Source organism: Bacillus sp. BML-BC051 (assembly GCF_019656175.1).
In the GTDB taxonomy this organism is placed as follows: Bacteria; Bacillota; Bacilli; order Bacillales; family Bacillaceae_G; genus Bacillus_A; species Bacillus_A mobilis.
Genome location: NZ_BPLI01000034.1, coordinates 32,295 through 46,534, shown reverse-complemented (window position 1 = coordinate 46,534; position 14,240 = coordinate 32,295). Strand labels below are relative to the sequence as shown.

At 36.6% G+C, this 14,240-nt stretch carries 16 protein-coding genes; 11 read left to right on the top strand and 5 right to left on the bottom strand.

Annotated elements, in window-relative coordinates:
• Positions 1 to 68: 68 nt before the first annotated feature.
• The 3 genes from K5S59_RS15455 (at position 69) to K5S59_RS15445 (ending at position 3,693) form a co-directional block, all read left to right on the top strand.
• The gene (locus K5S59_RS15455; RefSeq protein ID WP_120451053.1) at positions 69 to 1,370 is read left to right on the top strand and encodes a bifunctional O-acetylhomoserine aminocarboxypropyltransferase/cysteine synthase; all 1,302 of its coding nucleotides are present in this window, start codon (positions 69 to 71) and stop codon (positions 1,368 to 1,370) included.
• Positions 1,351 to 2,256, top strand: coding sequence for a homoserine O-acetyltransferase MetA (gene metA, locus K5S59_RS15450; RefSeq protein WP_120451052.1), 906 nt, complete (start codon positions 1,351 to 1,353; stop codon positions 2,254 to 2,256). The genes K5S59_RS15455 and metA overlap by 20 nt, the downstream gene beginning before the upstream one ends.
• A gap of 141 nt (positions 2,257 to 2,397) precedes the next feature.
• Positions 2,398 to 3,693, top strand: a complete 1,296-nt coding sequence (locus K5S59_RS15445; protein ID WP_000659102.1) for a homoserine dehydrogenase — start codon at positions 2,398 to 2,400, stop codon at positions 3,691 to 3,693.
• 23 nt (positions 3,694 to 3,716) lie between these two features.
• On the opposite strand, the gene K5S59_RS15440 is transcribed toward K5S59_RS15445, so the two are convergent.
• On the bottom strand, positions 3,717 to 4,343 hold the full coding sequence (locus tag K5S59_RS15440) for a YczE/YyaS/YitT family protein (RefSeq protein ID WP_000943427.1): 627 nt from the start codon (positions 4,341 to 4,343) through the stop codon (positions 3,717 to 3,719).
• A gap of 98 nt (positions 4,344 to 4,441) precedes the next feature.
• Here K5S59_RS15440 and K5S59_RS15435 point away from each other — a divergent pair, with 98 nt between their 5' ends.
• The 5 genes from K5S59_RS15435 to K5S59_RS15415 are packed head-to-tail and all read left to right on the top strand — an operon-like array spanning position 4,442 to position 8,907.
• Positions 4,442 to 5,419: a LacI family DNA-binding transcriptional regulator gene (locus K5S59_RS15435; RefSeq protein ID WP_000181972.1), complete on the top strand. Its 978-nt coding sequence runs from the start codon at positions 4,442 to 4,444 to the stop codon at positions 5,417 to 5,419.
• Positions 5,420 to 5,429: 10 nt separating this feature from the next.
• On the top strand, positions 5,430 to 6,311 hold the full coding sequence (locus K5S59_RS15430) for an SGNH/GDSL hydrolase family protein (RefSeq protein ID WP_120451051.1): 882 nt from the start codon (positions 5,430 to 5,432) through the stop codon (positions 6,309 to 6,311).
• Complete coding sequence (locus K5S59_RS15425; RefSeq protein ID WP_000207735.1) at positions 6,308 to 7,225, top strand: ABC transporter ATP-binding protein; 918 nt, start codon at positions 6,308 to 6,310, stop codon at positions 7,223 to 7,225. Before K5S59_RS15430 ends, K5S59_RS15425 begins: the two co-directional genes overlap by 4 nt.
• A complete protein-coding gene (locus K5S59_RS15420) occupies positions 7,218 to 8,210 on the top strand; it encodes an ABC transporter permease subunit (protein ID WP_120451050.1) in 993 nt (330 codons plus the stop codon). Before K5S59_RS15425 ends, K5S59_RS15420 begins: the two co-directional genes overlap by 8 nt.
• 19 nt (positions 8,211 to 8,229) lie before the next feature.
• A complete protein-coding gene (locus K5S59_RS15415; RefSeq protein WP_000786205.1) occupies positions 8,230 to 8,907 on the top strand; it encodes a uracil-DNA glycosylase in 678 nt (225 codons plus the stop codon).
• A gap of 42 nt (positions 8,908 to 8,949) precedes the next feature.
• Here the strand turns inward: K5S59_RS15415 and K5S59_RS15410 are convergent, their stop codons facing one another.
• The 3 genes from K5S59_RS15410 to K5S59_RS15400 form a co-directional block, all read right to left on the bottom strand.
• Positions 8,950 to 9,243 carry a DUF3817 domain-containing protein gene (locus K5S59_RS15410; RefSeq protein ID WP_000953396.1) on the bottom strand — a complete coding sequence of 98 codons (294 nt, stop codon included), beginning with the start codon at positions 9,241 to 9,243 and terminating at the stop codon, positions 8,950 to 8,952.
• A 209-nt stretch (positions 9,244 to 9,452) separates the two neighbouring features.
• The gene (locus K5S59_RS15405) at positions 9,453 to 10,274 is read right to left on the bottom strand and encodes a Cof-type HAD-IIB family hydrolase (protein ID WP_120451049.1); all 822 of its coding nucleotides are present in this window, start codon (positions 10,272 to 10,274) and stop codon (positions 9,453 to 9,455) included.
• 389 nt (positions 10,275 to 10,663) lie between these two features.
• On the bottom strand, positions 10,664 to 11,947 hold the full coding sequence (locus tag K5S59_RS15400; protein WP_220784063.1) for a purine/pyrimidine permease: 1,284 nt from the start codon (positions 11,945 to 11,947) through the stop codon (positions 10,664 to 10,666).
• A gap of 96 nt (positions 11,948 to 12,043) precedes the next feature.
• On the opposite strand from K5S59_RS15400, the gene K5S59_RS15395 reads away from it, so the two are divergent.
• The 3 genes from K5S59_RS15395 to K5S59_RS15385 all read left to right on the top strand — a co-directional run bounded on the left by K5S59_RS15395 (position 12,044) and on the right by K5S59_RS15385 (position 13,762).
• Positions 12,044 to 13,036 (top strand): potassium channel family protein, encoded by a 993-nt coding sequence (locus K5S59_RS15395; RefSeq protein WP_000994003.1) that lies wholly within the window; start codon positions 12,044 to 12,046, stop codon positions 13,034 to 13,036.
• Between the two features lie 6 nt (positions 13,037 to 13,042).
• Positions 13,043 to 13,330: a YwdI family protein gene (locus tag K5S59_RS15390; protein WP_001167363.1), complete on the top strand. Its 288-nt coding sequence runs from the start codon at positions 13,043 to 13,045 to the stop codon at positions 13,328 to 13,330.
• Positions 13,331 to 13,393: 63 nt separating this feature from the next.
• On the top strand, positions 13,394 to 13,762 hold the full coding sequence (locus K5S59_RS15385) for a DUF423 domain-containing protein (protein ID WP_000688322.1): 369 nt from the start codon (positions 13,394 to 13,396) through the stop codon (positions 13,760 to 13,762).
• Positions 13,763 to 13,794: 32 nt separating this feature from the next.
• On the opposite strand, the gene gerQ is transcribed toward K5S59_RS15385, so the two are convergent.
• On the bottom strand, positions 13,795 to 14,223 hold the full coding sequence (gene gerQ / locus K5S59_RS15380) for a spore coat protein GerQ (RefSeq protein WP_000068635.1): 429 nt from the start codon (positions 14,221 to 14,223) through the stop codon (positions 13,795 to 13,797).
• Positions 14,224 to 14,240: the final 17 nt, after the last annotated feature.

Sequence of the window (14,240 nt, the reverse complement as noted above, 5' to 3'; positions counted from 1 at the left end):
GCTCCTTTCTTGTTTTCAGGAAAGGAGCAGTTTTTTTTATTTTGTATAAGAAGAAAGGAGAATGAGAGATGGGAGAATCATGGGGAAAAGGAACAATTTGTGTGCAAGGTGGCTATACGCCAAAGAATGGTGAACCGCGTGTTTTACCGCTTTATCAAAGTACAACGTATAAATACGATACTTCGGATGATTTAGCGGCCTTATTTAACTTAGAGGCAGAAGGATATATATACACGCGTATTGGAAATCCTACTTTAGCTGCATTTGAGCAAAAGCTAGCGGATTTAGAGGGTGGTGTAGGAGCTGTTGCAACGGCTTCTGGCCAGGCTGCTATTATGCTTGCTGTTTTAAATATTTGTAGTAGTGGAGACCACTTGCTTTGTTCTTCCACAGTTTATGGCGGGACGTTTAATTTATTTGGAGTGAGTTTGCGTAAGCTTGGTATTGATGTTACGTTCTTTAATCCGAATTTAACTGCTGATGAAATTGTGGCCCTTGCTAATGATAAGACGAAACTTGTTTATGCAGAATCGTTAGGAAATCCAGCAATGAACGTTTTAAATTTCAAAGAGTTTTCAGATGCAGCGAAAGAGTTAGAAGTACCTTTTATCGTGGATAATACATTAGCAACTCCTTATTTATGCCAAGCATTCGAGCACGGGGCAAATATTATCGTTCATTCTACGACGAAATATATCGATGGTCATGCAAGCTCTTTAGGCGGCATTGTCATTGATGGAGGGAACTTCGATTGGACAAATGGGAAATATCCTGAACTTGTTGAACCGGATCCAAGTTATCACGGCGTAAGTTACGTTCAAAATTTTGGTGCAGCAGCTTATATTGTGAAGGCGCGTGTTCAATTATTAAGAGACTACGGAAACTGTATGAGCCCATTCAATGCGTATATTAGCAATATCGGCTTAGAAACGTTGCATTTACGAATGGAGCGTCATAGTGAAAATGCCCTAGCAGTTGCTAAGTGGCTTGCTAACCATGAACGTATTGAATGGGTGAATTATCCGGGATTAGATAGCAATGAAAATTACTCGTTAGCACAAAAGTATTTGAAAAAAGGTGCTAGTGGTGTTTTAACATTCGGTATTAAGGGAGGACTAGAAGCAGCGAAAGAATTTATCGCAAATGTAAAACTAGCAACTCTCGTAACGCATGTAGCTGATGCACGAACTTGCGTTATACATCCTGCTAGCACAACGCATAGACAATTAAGTGCAGAAGATCAGCGTTTAGCTGGCGTTACATCAGATTTAATTCGTTTATCAGTTGGTATAGAAGATGTTTCTGATATTATTGCAGATTTAGAAGCAGCGCTAGTCGGAGGCAAAGAACATGCCGATCATAATTCATAAAGATTTACCGGCTCGCAAAGTGTTGCAGAAAGAAAATATTTTTGTAATGACGAAGGAGCGAGCAGAAACACAAGATATCCGGGCATTGAAAATTGCTATATTAAATTTAATGCCTACAAAGCAAGAAACAGAGGCGCAATTACTTCGTTTAATTGGCAACACACCGTTGCAATTAGATGTTCATTTACTTCACATGGAATCACATTTGTCCCGTAATGTAGCACAGGACCATTTAACGAGTTTCTATAAAACATTCCGTGATATTGAGAATGAGAAATTTGATGGACTTATTATTACAGGAGCACCAGTTGAAACTCTTTCTTTTGAAGAGGTAGATTATTGGGAAGAGCTTAAACATATTATGGAGTATTCAAAAAAGAATGTAACATCTACGCTTCATATTTGCTGGGGGGCACAGGCTGGTTTATATCATCATTATGGCGTTCCAAAGTATCCGCTTAAGGAAAAAATGTTCGGTGTATTTGAACATGAAGTCCGTGAGCAACATGTGAAATTGTTACAAGGGTTTGATGAATTGTTTTTTGCCCCGCATTCTCGTCATACAGAAGTAAGAGAGAGTGATATTAGAGAGGTGAAAGAATTAACATTATTAGCAAACTCTGAGGAAGCGGGTGTTCACCTTGTTATTGGGCAAGAAGGAAGGCAAGTGTTTGCGCTCGGGCATAGTGAATATAGTTGTGATACGTTAAAAGAAGAATACGAACGAGACCGCGACAAAGGGTTAAATATTGATGTGCCGAAAAATTATTTTAAGCATAATAGCCCAAATGAGAAACCGCTTGTAAGGTGGAGAAGTCATGGGAATCTATTATTCTCTAATTGGCTGAATTATTACGTGTATCAAGAAACCCCTTATGTATTATAAAAAAAGATTGTGTAACACGTGGCAACGTTTTCTTTGTAAAGATTAACTTATATTTTTCCGAATGTTCAAAAAACATTGTTTTTCAGATTTTTTACTCATATAATTTCATCTAAACACAATTTTTGAGGGGTGGACAGTATTATGAAGGAAATTCAAGTTGGCTTATTAGGTCTTGGGACAGTTGGTAGCGGTGTAGTTCGTATTATTACAGATCATCAAGAGCGACTCATACACCAAGTAGGTTGTCCTGTGAAAGTAACGAAAGTACTAGTACAAAATATTGAAAAAGAGAGAGAAGTAGAGGTACCTTCTACTCTATTAACACAAGATGCAAATGAAATTTTAGATAATCCAAATATTGACGTTGTCATCGAAGTGATGGGTGGCATTGATGATGCAAAAGCATATATTTTGCAAGCTTTACAAAGTGGGAAGCATGTTGTAACTGCCAATAAAGATTTAATGGCGTTACATGGGGCGGAACTCTTGGCAGTAGCAAAAGATAATAAAGCAGACCTGTTTTATGAAGCAAGTGTAGCCGGAGGGATCCCGATTTTACGAAGTATCGTAGAAGGACTTTCTTCAGATCTTATTACGAAAGTAATGGGAATTGTAAATGGAACGACAAATTTTATTTTGACGAAAATGTCAGATGAAGGGAGAGCATATAACGACGTGTTAAAAGAAGCCCAACAACTTGGATTTGCAGAAGCAGATCCAACATCAGATGTGGAAGGTTTAGATGCAGCAAGAAAAATGACGATTTTGGCTACCCTTGGTTTCTCTACAAATGTAGAGCTTGGAGATGTGAAAGTAAAAGGAATTACTTCTATTACAGAAGAAGATATTGAATACAGTAAGAGTTTAGGCTACACGATTAAATTAATTGGTCTTGCGAAGCGAGATGGTGAAAAATTAGAAGTTACAGTTGAACCAACGTTACTTCCAAATACACATCCCCTTGCGGCCGTACAAAACGAATATAACGCTGTATATGTGTACGGTGAAGCGGTTGGAGAAACGATGTTTTATGGGCCAGGTGCAGGAAGTTTACCAACAGCGACAGCTGTCGTTTCAGATTTAGTAGCTGTCATGCAAAATATTCGATTAGGTGTAAACGGAAATAGTGCGGTATCCCCGCAGTATAAAAAGGTATTAAAAGAGCCAGACGAAATTGTTGTGAAGAAATTTTTAAGACTTCATGTAAAAGATGAAATTGGTGTATTTGCAAAAATTACTTCATTGTTCTCTGAGCGTGGTGTTAGCTTTGAAAAGATTATTCAAATGCCACTTGAAGAGAAAGGAAAAGCTGAAATTGTAATTGTAACGCATCGTGCATCTCTTGCTGATTATGATTATATTCTACATACGTTGCAAGGGTATGAAGAAATAGATTGTTTGAAAGCAAATTACCGAATTGAAGGAGATGCAAAGTAGCATCTCCTCTAATAAAAAACCTATTAAGCGGCCTGCTTAATAGGTTTTTTTCTATTTAAAATCTGCGTACCAACTTGAATAAATGCTTGGATAATCCAGCCTGTTGTAAAAGATAAGATGATTGTTCCAAAATAGATAGGTCCATTTAATAGGAAGCTTAATGTTAAAAATAAAAACGCTAACGAAATTTCTGTTCTTCTAAATGTCCACTTCTTTTTCTCAGCAACCGTTAAAACGAAAGCTTCCTGAGGTGCTGCGCAAAGGTTGGTAGAGACGTAAAGACCAATCCCAGCTCCAATGAATAGATTTCCACAAATAAGTGTTATATATTTTGGAAGAGAACGGATAGCGTCCATAATAGTTGTAATGGAACCAATCCAATCAACAAAAAGAGAAATAAGAACCATCGTTACAATTGTACCGATCGTAATTTGTTTTTTATTCCAAAAGAGTACAATAAGAGTAAAAGCAAAATTAATCATGAAAATCCAAAAACCGATACTTATCCCGAAATTTTGATATAGTGCAATAAAGAAGGAATCATAAGGGCTAAGTCCAAAGGAAGTAATTGTTGTCATCATATTAATACCGATGGCGAGAGTGAGTAGACCGCCAATGAAAAATATATATTCTAATTTGAATCGAAGCATAGTTGTATATCCTTTCAAAATGTATTTGCTAGGAAAGGATATATTGTGGAAAGCTTACCAGGTCAAGGGAGAATTTTTGCAGAGAAGGGGAAAATGAGATGACGAATATAAGAAAGATTGCTGAACTTGCTGGGGTATCTGTTTCAACTGTTTCACGTGTACTGAATAATCATCCATATGTGAATGAACAGAAACGAAAAGAAATTTTAGCAATTATAGAAGAGTTAAATTATACGCAAAATGTGAATGCAATTCATTTAGTGAAAGGAAAAACGAATGTCATTGGCGTGTTATTACCGCACGTAAATGATCAATATTATAGTGCTATTATCGAGGGAATATCAAAGGAAACAGCAAAGAATAATTATAATATGATGCTTTGTCAGACGAATTATAGTGAGGAAAGAGAACTAGAAATTTTGAATATGTTAAAAATGAAAAAGCTTGATGGGGTTATTATATGCTCCCGAGCAAATAGTAAGGAAAAGCTTGAAGAATATACGAAATTTGGTCCAATTGTTATGTGTGAAGAAATAGACTCGAATTCCATTTCGAGTGTGCATATTGATTACTATAAAGTCTTTTCGCGCGGGATGAAGAGCTTAATAGATGCCGGACATACAAATATTGGATATTGCATTGGGAGAAGTAATAGCATTAATAGTCAGAGAAGAAAACAAGCATATGAGGATTCGCTTCAACAGATTGCTGTAACACCGATAGAGGCCTGGAAGTTTAAAGGCTGTTTTACAGTGGAAGATGGGCGTAATGTGATTAGGGAATGGGCCCATATGTCAGTAAAACCAACAGCGTTTCTTGTATCTTGCAACCATATTGCAGCTGGAATGGTAACGGAAGCGAAAAAACAAGGCATTCGTATTCCAGAAGATATTACGATTATCGGTTGTGATGATCAAGATGTGGCAGATATTTTAGGCATTACGACGATTTCATATTGTAGTAAAAATGTTGGCGCAACGGCATTTGAATTATTATATGAAAAGATTAATGATGAGAAAATAGATGTAAAGCACGTAGAGTTATTGTCAGAATTAGTACATAGGGAAACAACATAATAGATAAGGTGTGAAAATCGCTTTTCAAAATTGCGTTTGGTATAATTATGGACAATCTATGAGGGCTAAAAGGGGTTTTGATATGAGATCAAAAGTAGTAAAAGTAATTCTACTCATTACAATTGCATCTTTCTGTTTATTTGCATATGGCTTTGTTTCAGGTGTAAATGATGTGTTAAATCCGAAAGCTTCAAATTTAATTAAAAAGACTGATGTAGTGGCAAAAGAGAAAAAGAAAACGGGAACGTTACAAATCGTTAGTCTAGGTGATTCATTAACACGCGGTGTTGGTGATAAAGAAGGAATTGGCTATATTGGACGGATGAAAGAAGATTTACAAAAAGATTATAAGCAAAAGGTTGCTTTAACTAACTTAGCTGTTAGTGGTGCAAAAATGCCTGACTTATTAAAACAAATGGAGAGTAGTGGCGCTCAATATTCAATTAAGCAAGCAGATGTAATCGTTTTAACGATAGGAGGAAATGATTTATTTCCAGGTTGGGAATCGCTCGGAAAAATAGATTTGGAAACATACCGTCCTGATACAGAAACATTCCAGAATGAAGCGAAGAAAATTATAGAGGGAATTCGTAAGTTAAATACAGATAGCCCTATTTTTTGGCTTGGTTTATACAATCCTTTTGAAGATGTGGAAGATTTAAAAGGGTCTTCAAATATTGTTGTAGACTGGAATGCATCTTTAGAAAAATTAGCGCTAAATGATAAAAATGTTTATATTACACCGACATTTGATTTATTCCAAAACCGCGGGAAAGATTTATTATACTCCGATCATTTCCATCCGAATGAAGTAGGGTATACATATATGGCAGACCGAGTAGTTCAAAATGTTGCGAGTAAATTAAAACTAGAACAAGGAGGGGTAAAATGACGACGATACTTTCTGTACGAGACGTGAAGAAGGTAATTGGAAAGAAGACTATTGTAGAGAATATTTCCTTCGATGTAAAACAAGGAGAAGTGTTTGGCTTCCTAGGACCGAATGGCGCCGGAAAAACAACTACCATTCGAATGTTAGTTGGGTTGATTAAAGAAACAGAAGGTACAATTTCTATCGGTGGTTATTCTATTAAGGAAAATTTCAGAGAAGCGATGCGTCAAATTGGGAGTATCGTTGAAAACCCAGAACTGTATACATATTTAACGGGATGGGAAAATTTAAAACAATTTGCCCGTATGCTAGGTGATATATCAGATGAACGTATTATTGAAATTGCTCAAATGGTTCATTTAGATGAAAGAATTCACGATAAAGTAAAAACGTACTCACTTGGTATGAAACAGCGCCTTGGCATTGCGCAAGCGCTTCTTGGAAATCCAAAATTGCTCATTTTAGATGAGCCAACAAATGGTTTAGACCCAGCTGGAATTAGAGAACTTAGGGAATTTATACATAAGCTTGTGAAAGAAGAAAATATGAGTGTGTTTATTTCAAGTCACTTGCTAAGCGAAGTACAAATGATATGCGATCGGGTTGCGATTATTCATAAAGGAAAAATGATAACAGTTGCCAAGGTTGAAGAGTTAATTAAAACAGCAAGTGATCGTGTAGAATGGATTGTTACACCAATTTCTAAGGCGAAAGATATGCTAGAAGATGCTGAGGAAGTAAGAGAAGTAAGTATAGAAGGTCATCGATTATTATGCCGCATGGATATCACATCTATAAGTAATTGGAATAAATATTTTGTAGAAAACGGGATAGATGTGCATAGTGTTAAAGAGCTTGTATTTACGCTAGAAGATTTATTTATTGAACTCACAAGGGGTGAGCAGCATGCGTGAATTTGCGAATCTAGTTTTAAATGAATCGGAGAAAATTTATCGTAAGAAACGTATTTTTGTTGTCATGCTTATTTTAGCAATTTTAATCCCGCTTTTTGTGTATGCGCAGTATCGTGAAGTAGAAACGACACAAAAAAGGCTAGGTACAACGGATTGGAAAGTTTCGCTGCAACAACAAATTGTTGATTCTCAAAACCGCTTGAACAATTCTAGACTACCAGAAGAATGGCGGGATTGGCTGAAGGTAAGAGTGGAGCAGCAACAATACTATTTAGATCATGATATTAACCCGATGGCACCGGGCGCACCGACTTTTGTAAGGGCGTTTATTGAGCAAGGAATTACATTGTTTATTCCGCTTCTTGTCATGATTGTTGCTATTGATATTGTTTCAGGAGAACGAAGTGATGGAACGATGAAGATGCTACTTACGCGGCCGATTCGGCGCTGGAAAATACTCCTTAGTAAGTACATGACGATGTTATTTTTCATTTCACTCATACTGCTACTTGTCGGTCTGTTTGCTTACGTATTATCTGGGCTTGTATTTGGGTACTCAGGATGGAATTTGCCTGTTTTAACTGGTTTTGTTATTGATAAGGAAACGTTAAATACGAATTTTGTACATCTTATTCCGCAGTGGCAATATATCTTGATGGCATATGGATTAGCTTGGTTTGTTGCTATCGTTGTCGGAACTATATCATTTATGGTTTCTGTTTTAATTCGAAATACACCAGCTGGTATGGGAGTTATGTTAGCTGCATTAATTGCAGGTGGTATTTTAAGTTCATTCGCAACATCGTGGGAAGGTGCGAAATATATTTTTAGTGTGAATTTATCATTAACAGATTATCTATCAGGAAAATTACCTGCATTACAAGGGTTATCGATGGGGTTTTCTTTAATGAATTTAACTGTTTGGGCAGTTGTGTCCCTTATTATTTCGTTTGTAGTATTTACAAAGCAGGATATGGTGAATTAATTGGACGGGAAGTGAAAGTATGAAAAATGCTTTGAAAAATGATTGGGGTTCCTTATTGGCACCAGAATTTGAGAAAGAATATTATCACAAGCTGGCTGATTTTTTGAAAGAAGAGTACAGCACACATGTTGTGTATCCAAAGCTAGAAAATATTTTTAGCGCTCTAGAGTATACAAGTTATGAAAATACAAAGGTCGTTATTTTAGGGCAAGATCCATACCACGGACCGGATCAAGCACATGGTTTAAGCTTTTCGGTACAACCTGGTATTAAAACACCACCGTCATTGCTAAATATGTATAAAGAACTTCGAGATGAATATGGCTATGAAATCCCGAATAACGGTTATTTAGTAAAGTGGGCAGAGCAAGGGGTTTTATTATTAAATACTGTATTAACGGTTCGTCAAGGTGAGGCGAATTCTCATAAAGGGAAAGGATGGGAGCATTTCACAGATCGCGTAATTGAGCTATTAAATGAGCGTGAAAAGCCAGTTATTTTTATATTGTGGGGACGTCATGCACAGGCGAAGAAAAAGTTAATTACGAATACGAAGCACCATATTATCGAATCTGTACATCCAAGCCCACTATCAGCAAGACGTGGTTTCTTTGGGAGTAAACCATATTCTAAAGTGAATACGATTTTAGCTAATATGGGCGAAAGAGAAATTGATTGGGAAATACCAAATTTATAACGTAGAAAAGGTAGTTAACAGTCGTTAACTACCTTTTTATTATTATTGTTGTTCGTTCTTTAATTTTGCATCTAGTACAAACGTACCGAATGGGATAACTGATGAAACGAATGCTCCAAGTGCCCATAAAATTGATTTACGGTGTACGATTGTTACTTGAATTACCGCAAAGATGAATAGAATAAATAAAACACCATGAGCCATGCCTGTAATTTTAACGGCTGTAGCAAATCCTGCAAAATATTTTAATGGCATTGCTACAAATAATAGTAGTAGGAAAGAAATCCCCTCAACAAGTCCAATTGCTCTTAATCGTCCGATTGGTGTAGATAACATGAAGTAGCCTCCTTTAACGTATGCTTGTATATAGTAAATTTGTATTCTTTTTCAAAATAAAATAGTCTATTTTGTTTCATTATATACAAAAAGAAAGTTTACACTACGAGAATAGTGCAAAGTTCAAAATATAGTCACAAAAGCGTGTTAATTTAAATAAAAACCTATTTGAAGTGTTTGACTTCAAATAGGTTTTGTGAATGAAAATATTAAACAAGTACTTCGTTTTTTAATACAAATTTCTCTACGACTTTTGCAACGCCATCGTTCATGTTTGTATCTGTTATGTAGTTTGCAATTTCTTTAATATCATCAGGTGCATTGCCCATTGCAACACCAAGCCCAGCGAATTCAATCATCGCTTGGTCGTTATAGCTATCGCCCATTGCGATCACTTCTTCGCGCTTAATGCCAAGTTTTTGAATTAGTTGGTTTAAGCTCGTTCCTTTTGTAACACCAGCTTCAGTAAATTCTAAGAAGAATGGTTTAGAACGCATAACGCTTAATTGGCCTTCTAGTTGTTTTTGTAGTTTTGATTCTACCGTTTGTAAATGTTCTGGATTTTCTACCATCAATACTTTTACAACTGGTTGTTGTACAGATTCTTTCAGGTTATTTACTTCTACGATTGGCATACTCGTAATTTGACCTTCAATTTCTGTATAAGAGTTGTTTTTTTCAGTGATAATATCGTCTCCAATGTATGTGTGAATCCATACATTTTCTTCTTTACTAATATCATATAGACTGTGAACGATTTCAGGGGATAACGTACTACTGAATAACTCTTCATCTGTTTTACAGTTAATAATTTTTGCGCCATTAAAGGAAAGAATGAAGCTACCGTACTCTTCTAAATGTAATTCTTTTGCAATTGCACGCATTGCGAATGTTGGACGCCCAGAAGCAAGTACAACTTTTACACCTTGTTCTTGTGCAGTCATTAGAGCCTCTTTCGTACGAGGTGAAATGGTATGGTCGTCACGTAATAAAGTATCATCTAAATCTAAAACAATCATTTTATAAGTCATATTGAAAATTCCTCTCTTTGTTGAAATAGAAATAAAGTTGTATGAAGATATTGGGGAATATATAGTAAGACATCGAACTTCTTTATCCCACATTAACGTGCAGTAAGACCCCCACCTCAAAATTCAGCGAAAGCAAAGAAGTTAGGTGGGGGATCAACTGCCCGTAAAAGTCCGATTGGTGAAGGCTAATAATCAGTGGGGGATGAACAAAACCCCCACTGATTAAAGTTTCACTTTATGTGAAGTTAGGAAAAGCTCTATATTGTTAGTATAAATTACCATAAGCATGTTGCCTATTATAATTTATACCGCTAACGCCTGATTAGCTTTCACTTTATCATTATCGTAACAACTCTAAAGATAGAGTGCAATAATGGAAGTTTTCCAATTTACGATGGTTGTTTTTCTGTTGAACGTGAAAATAGTATTTCAAGCAAAATTGCCATTACAGATCCAAGAACGAGACCGTTACTTAAAAATGATGCTAGAAATGGTGGGAGCGTAGAAAATGCCCCTGCTGGAACAAACATAACCCCGACTCCTGTAAAGATTGAAAGACCTGCTACTTTAAATAATTGTTCTTTATTCTGCACCGTTTCGTATTCGCGAAAAGCAAGACCAATCATGCTTGCAAATACAGGGTAAATGGCAGCATATCCAACTGCGACAGGTATCGCTGCAAAGAATGAAGTAATCTTTGGGAATATACTAACGAGAATAATAAAGCTTGATCCTAACATAAATGGGAGACGTTTATAAATATTAGTCGTTGCAATAAAGCCTGCTGATCCAGAAATAGCGACAGGTCCAATAGCTGAAAAAAGACCTCCTAGCAATTGGTTGATTCCTGTTATAATACCGGCTTGTTTGAAACAATCTGATGTAGCATGCTCTTCATATTTAGAAACAACCTTTTGTACAACGCGAATGCTTGCTAACATATTTGTTAGAAGTAATAGTGTAACGAAAACGACCGTAATGGCCATGTTCCACTCAATACGAGGCATTCCGAAAACAAATAGAGACGGAAAACGGATTATATCTGTCACAGGCGTTACTGGATTAGATAATCCGAAGCATGCGAATAATATCCAGCCGCAGACGATACTGAAAAGAACAGAATATTGCCCAATAATAGGTAGCTTCATGATGAAAAAGGATAGTAAAATAACAATGAGTGAAAGAATAAATACGTCAGCTTGTACTTCTGTATGTTGCCCATCAAGGACGAACATTCCCTTTAAGAAGGATCCGCTAAGTTGCGCGACAAGAAGAAATAAATATGTTCCAATGACTGTCGGTGTAAAATAGCGAACTAGTTTATCGATGAGTCCAAAAACGCTAAGAATAATACAAATGATTCCGCTTAATAGGAAGGCGTACTGAAGGACCTTAAGTGTTTCATTGCTGGATCCAAATAATACGACACCTAAACTTGCATAAAGGGAGAAAATCCCCCACCAAAGCCCTGCAGGACCTTCTTGAATAGGAAGTTTATGCCCAAATATAGCTTGCAGTAGGCCAGCGAAACCAAGAACAAATAATGTTCTTTGTACGAATGCAATAGCTTCAACGCCATCGAGACCATAACTAGTTGCGACGCTAATTGGTACGATAAGGCTCCCAGCTAAAATAAATAGCGCCCATTGTAAGGCGGAAAGAAATGTTTTCATTATATCAACCTCTTTCATAGATTCCGTATCTAGTATATATGTATTTCATTTCCACTGGCAAAGATTTGTAGATAGAGAAAAGAGTTGAAACATGATATGAATGCACGTAAGCAGCTATGGATAGCAGTTATATGTATGACTTTTGTTGTAATTCTCGGAACATTAGGATTTATGACGATTGAAGAGATTAGTTTGTTTCAAGCATTTTGGATGACGATGATTACTGTATTAACTGTTGGATACGGAGATGCCGTTCCTGAAACACAGGCAGGGAAAGTTTTTGCGCTTCTTATCATACCTGTTGGCGTTGGTATTGTTACGTATGCAATTGGTGTAGTGGCAGCTATGATTATTGAAGGGAATTTATTTCATGCAGTACGGAGGAAGAAGATGGATAAACAAATAGCACAGTTACAAAATCATATTATTGTATGTGGTTGTGGTAGAGTAGGGCTTCAAGTTGTACATGAATTGCAAGAAAAGAAAATTCCATTTGTCGTTGTCGATAAAGATGAAAGCATATTAGAGAAGGAAAAACTTTTGTACGTACACGGAGATGCAACGGAAGACCAAGTGTTACATCATGCTGGAATTTCGAAGGCAGCTGGTTTAGTTGCCATCGTAGCAAATGATGCTGAAAATGTATTTATTACATTAACGGCAAGAGGATTAAACGATGCAATTAAAATTGTGGCAAGAGCAGAAAAACCAGAAACTGAAGACAAACTAAAGAGGGCTGGGGCAAATAAGGTGATTAATCCATCTAGCATGGCAGGAATTCATATTGCAAAAGGTATTGCGAATCCGCTAACAGTTCATTATATTGATACAGTACTGTATGGCGTGGAGCAGTCATTTGTAATTGAAGAGATTGCAGTCGGCGAGGGTTCTATTTTAGCTAATAAATCGTTACTAGAGAGTGATGTGAGAAATCAATTTGATGTAACAATTTTAGCGATTTTGAGAAATGGGAATGTTATACATAATCCAACGGGGCAGGAAAAACTACAAGAACATGATATGATAATAGTGTTTGGTTCAGTAGAGAAGCTGGGACAATTTGAGAAAGAACTACAAAGTAAGAGGTGACAAGGAATGCAAATATCGAGCGATAAGATTTTAAATAAAATGGTGAATGAAATTGCAAAGGCAAAAAGCAGTGAAGGGCAACAATCAAAAGAGCATGTATTAGTTGTGCGTGCTTTATGCGATTTACTATTAGATGAGCAGGTTGAATCTTCTACTTATAGAGAGCCGCAAATTCAATCACAAGTAATTGGATCACAGCCTATAACAACCGTTCAACCGGTTATGCCAGTTTCTGGAGAGCCTGTGTATATAAAAGAAGAAGGTGCAAATGGTAATTCATTATTTGATTTTTAAGGATTAAATCGTTTGGATTATATGTGAAAATTGCTTATGATAAAAATAAAAAGGGGAATTAAGATGAAAATTTTCTTTTTACTAGGTTGTATTGCGGCAGGGCTATCTGTTGCTTTAGGGGCTTTTGGAGCACACGGTTTAGAAAATAAAGTTTCTGCAAAAATGTTAGAAGTTTGGAAAACAGGTGTTACATATCAAATGTTTCATGCAGGTGGACTATTCGTAGTTGCTTTATTGATGGATAAAATTCAATCATCACTTTTAACTACTGCTGGCTGGCTTATGGTAGCTGGAATTATTATGTTTTCAGGCAGTTTGTATGCATTAAGTACGACAGGTATTAAGTTCTTTGGCCCAATTACACCCCTTGGTGGCGTAGCGTTTATTGTGGCATGGATCTTAGTCGGAACTGCAGTTGTAAAAGGCTTATAAAAAAACAAAAGCTGGCATATGCCAGCTTTTTTTTATGGTCTTGGAGCATAAGTTGCTTGTTGACTAGGTAAATACATAATTTCTTCTGGGAATTCTACATAATCTAAGTAAATCATTAGTAGTAAAAAACGTTTCCCCGATTGCGGTTCACTAATAACGATGTGATCACGTCCAGCTGCCTCAATAATACCTGTATAAGATTGTGTACCGAGTGAACTACCACGCTCATAAGTCATTACTACGGTTGCTTGCTTGCCTTTGTTCAAGCGAAGAATATTTTCAATATACGACTGTTCTAATGGTAACATGCCTTGAGAGACGGCATATTGAGCTTGCGCAGCTTGTTGTTGCATCGCTTGCTGTTGTTGCTGTTGCTGTGGGGTCATTTGTTGCTGTTGTGCATAAGTTCCAGATGGTTGATAAAAACCTGTTCCATAATACGGGTTTTGTTGCTGTGCCATTCAAAAATCCCTCCTCG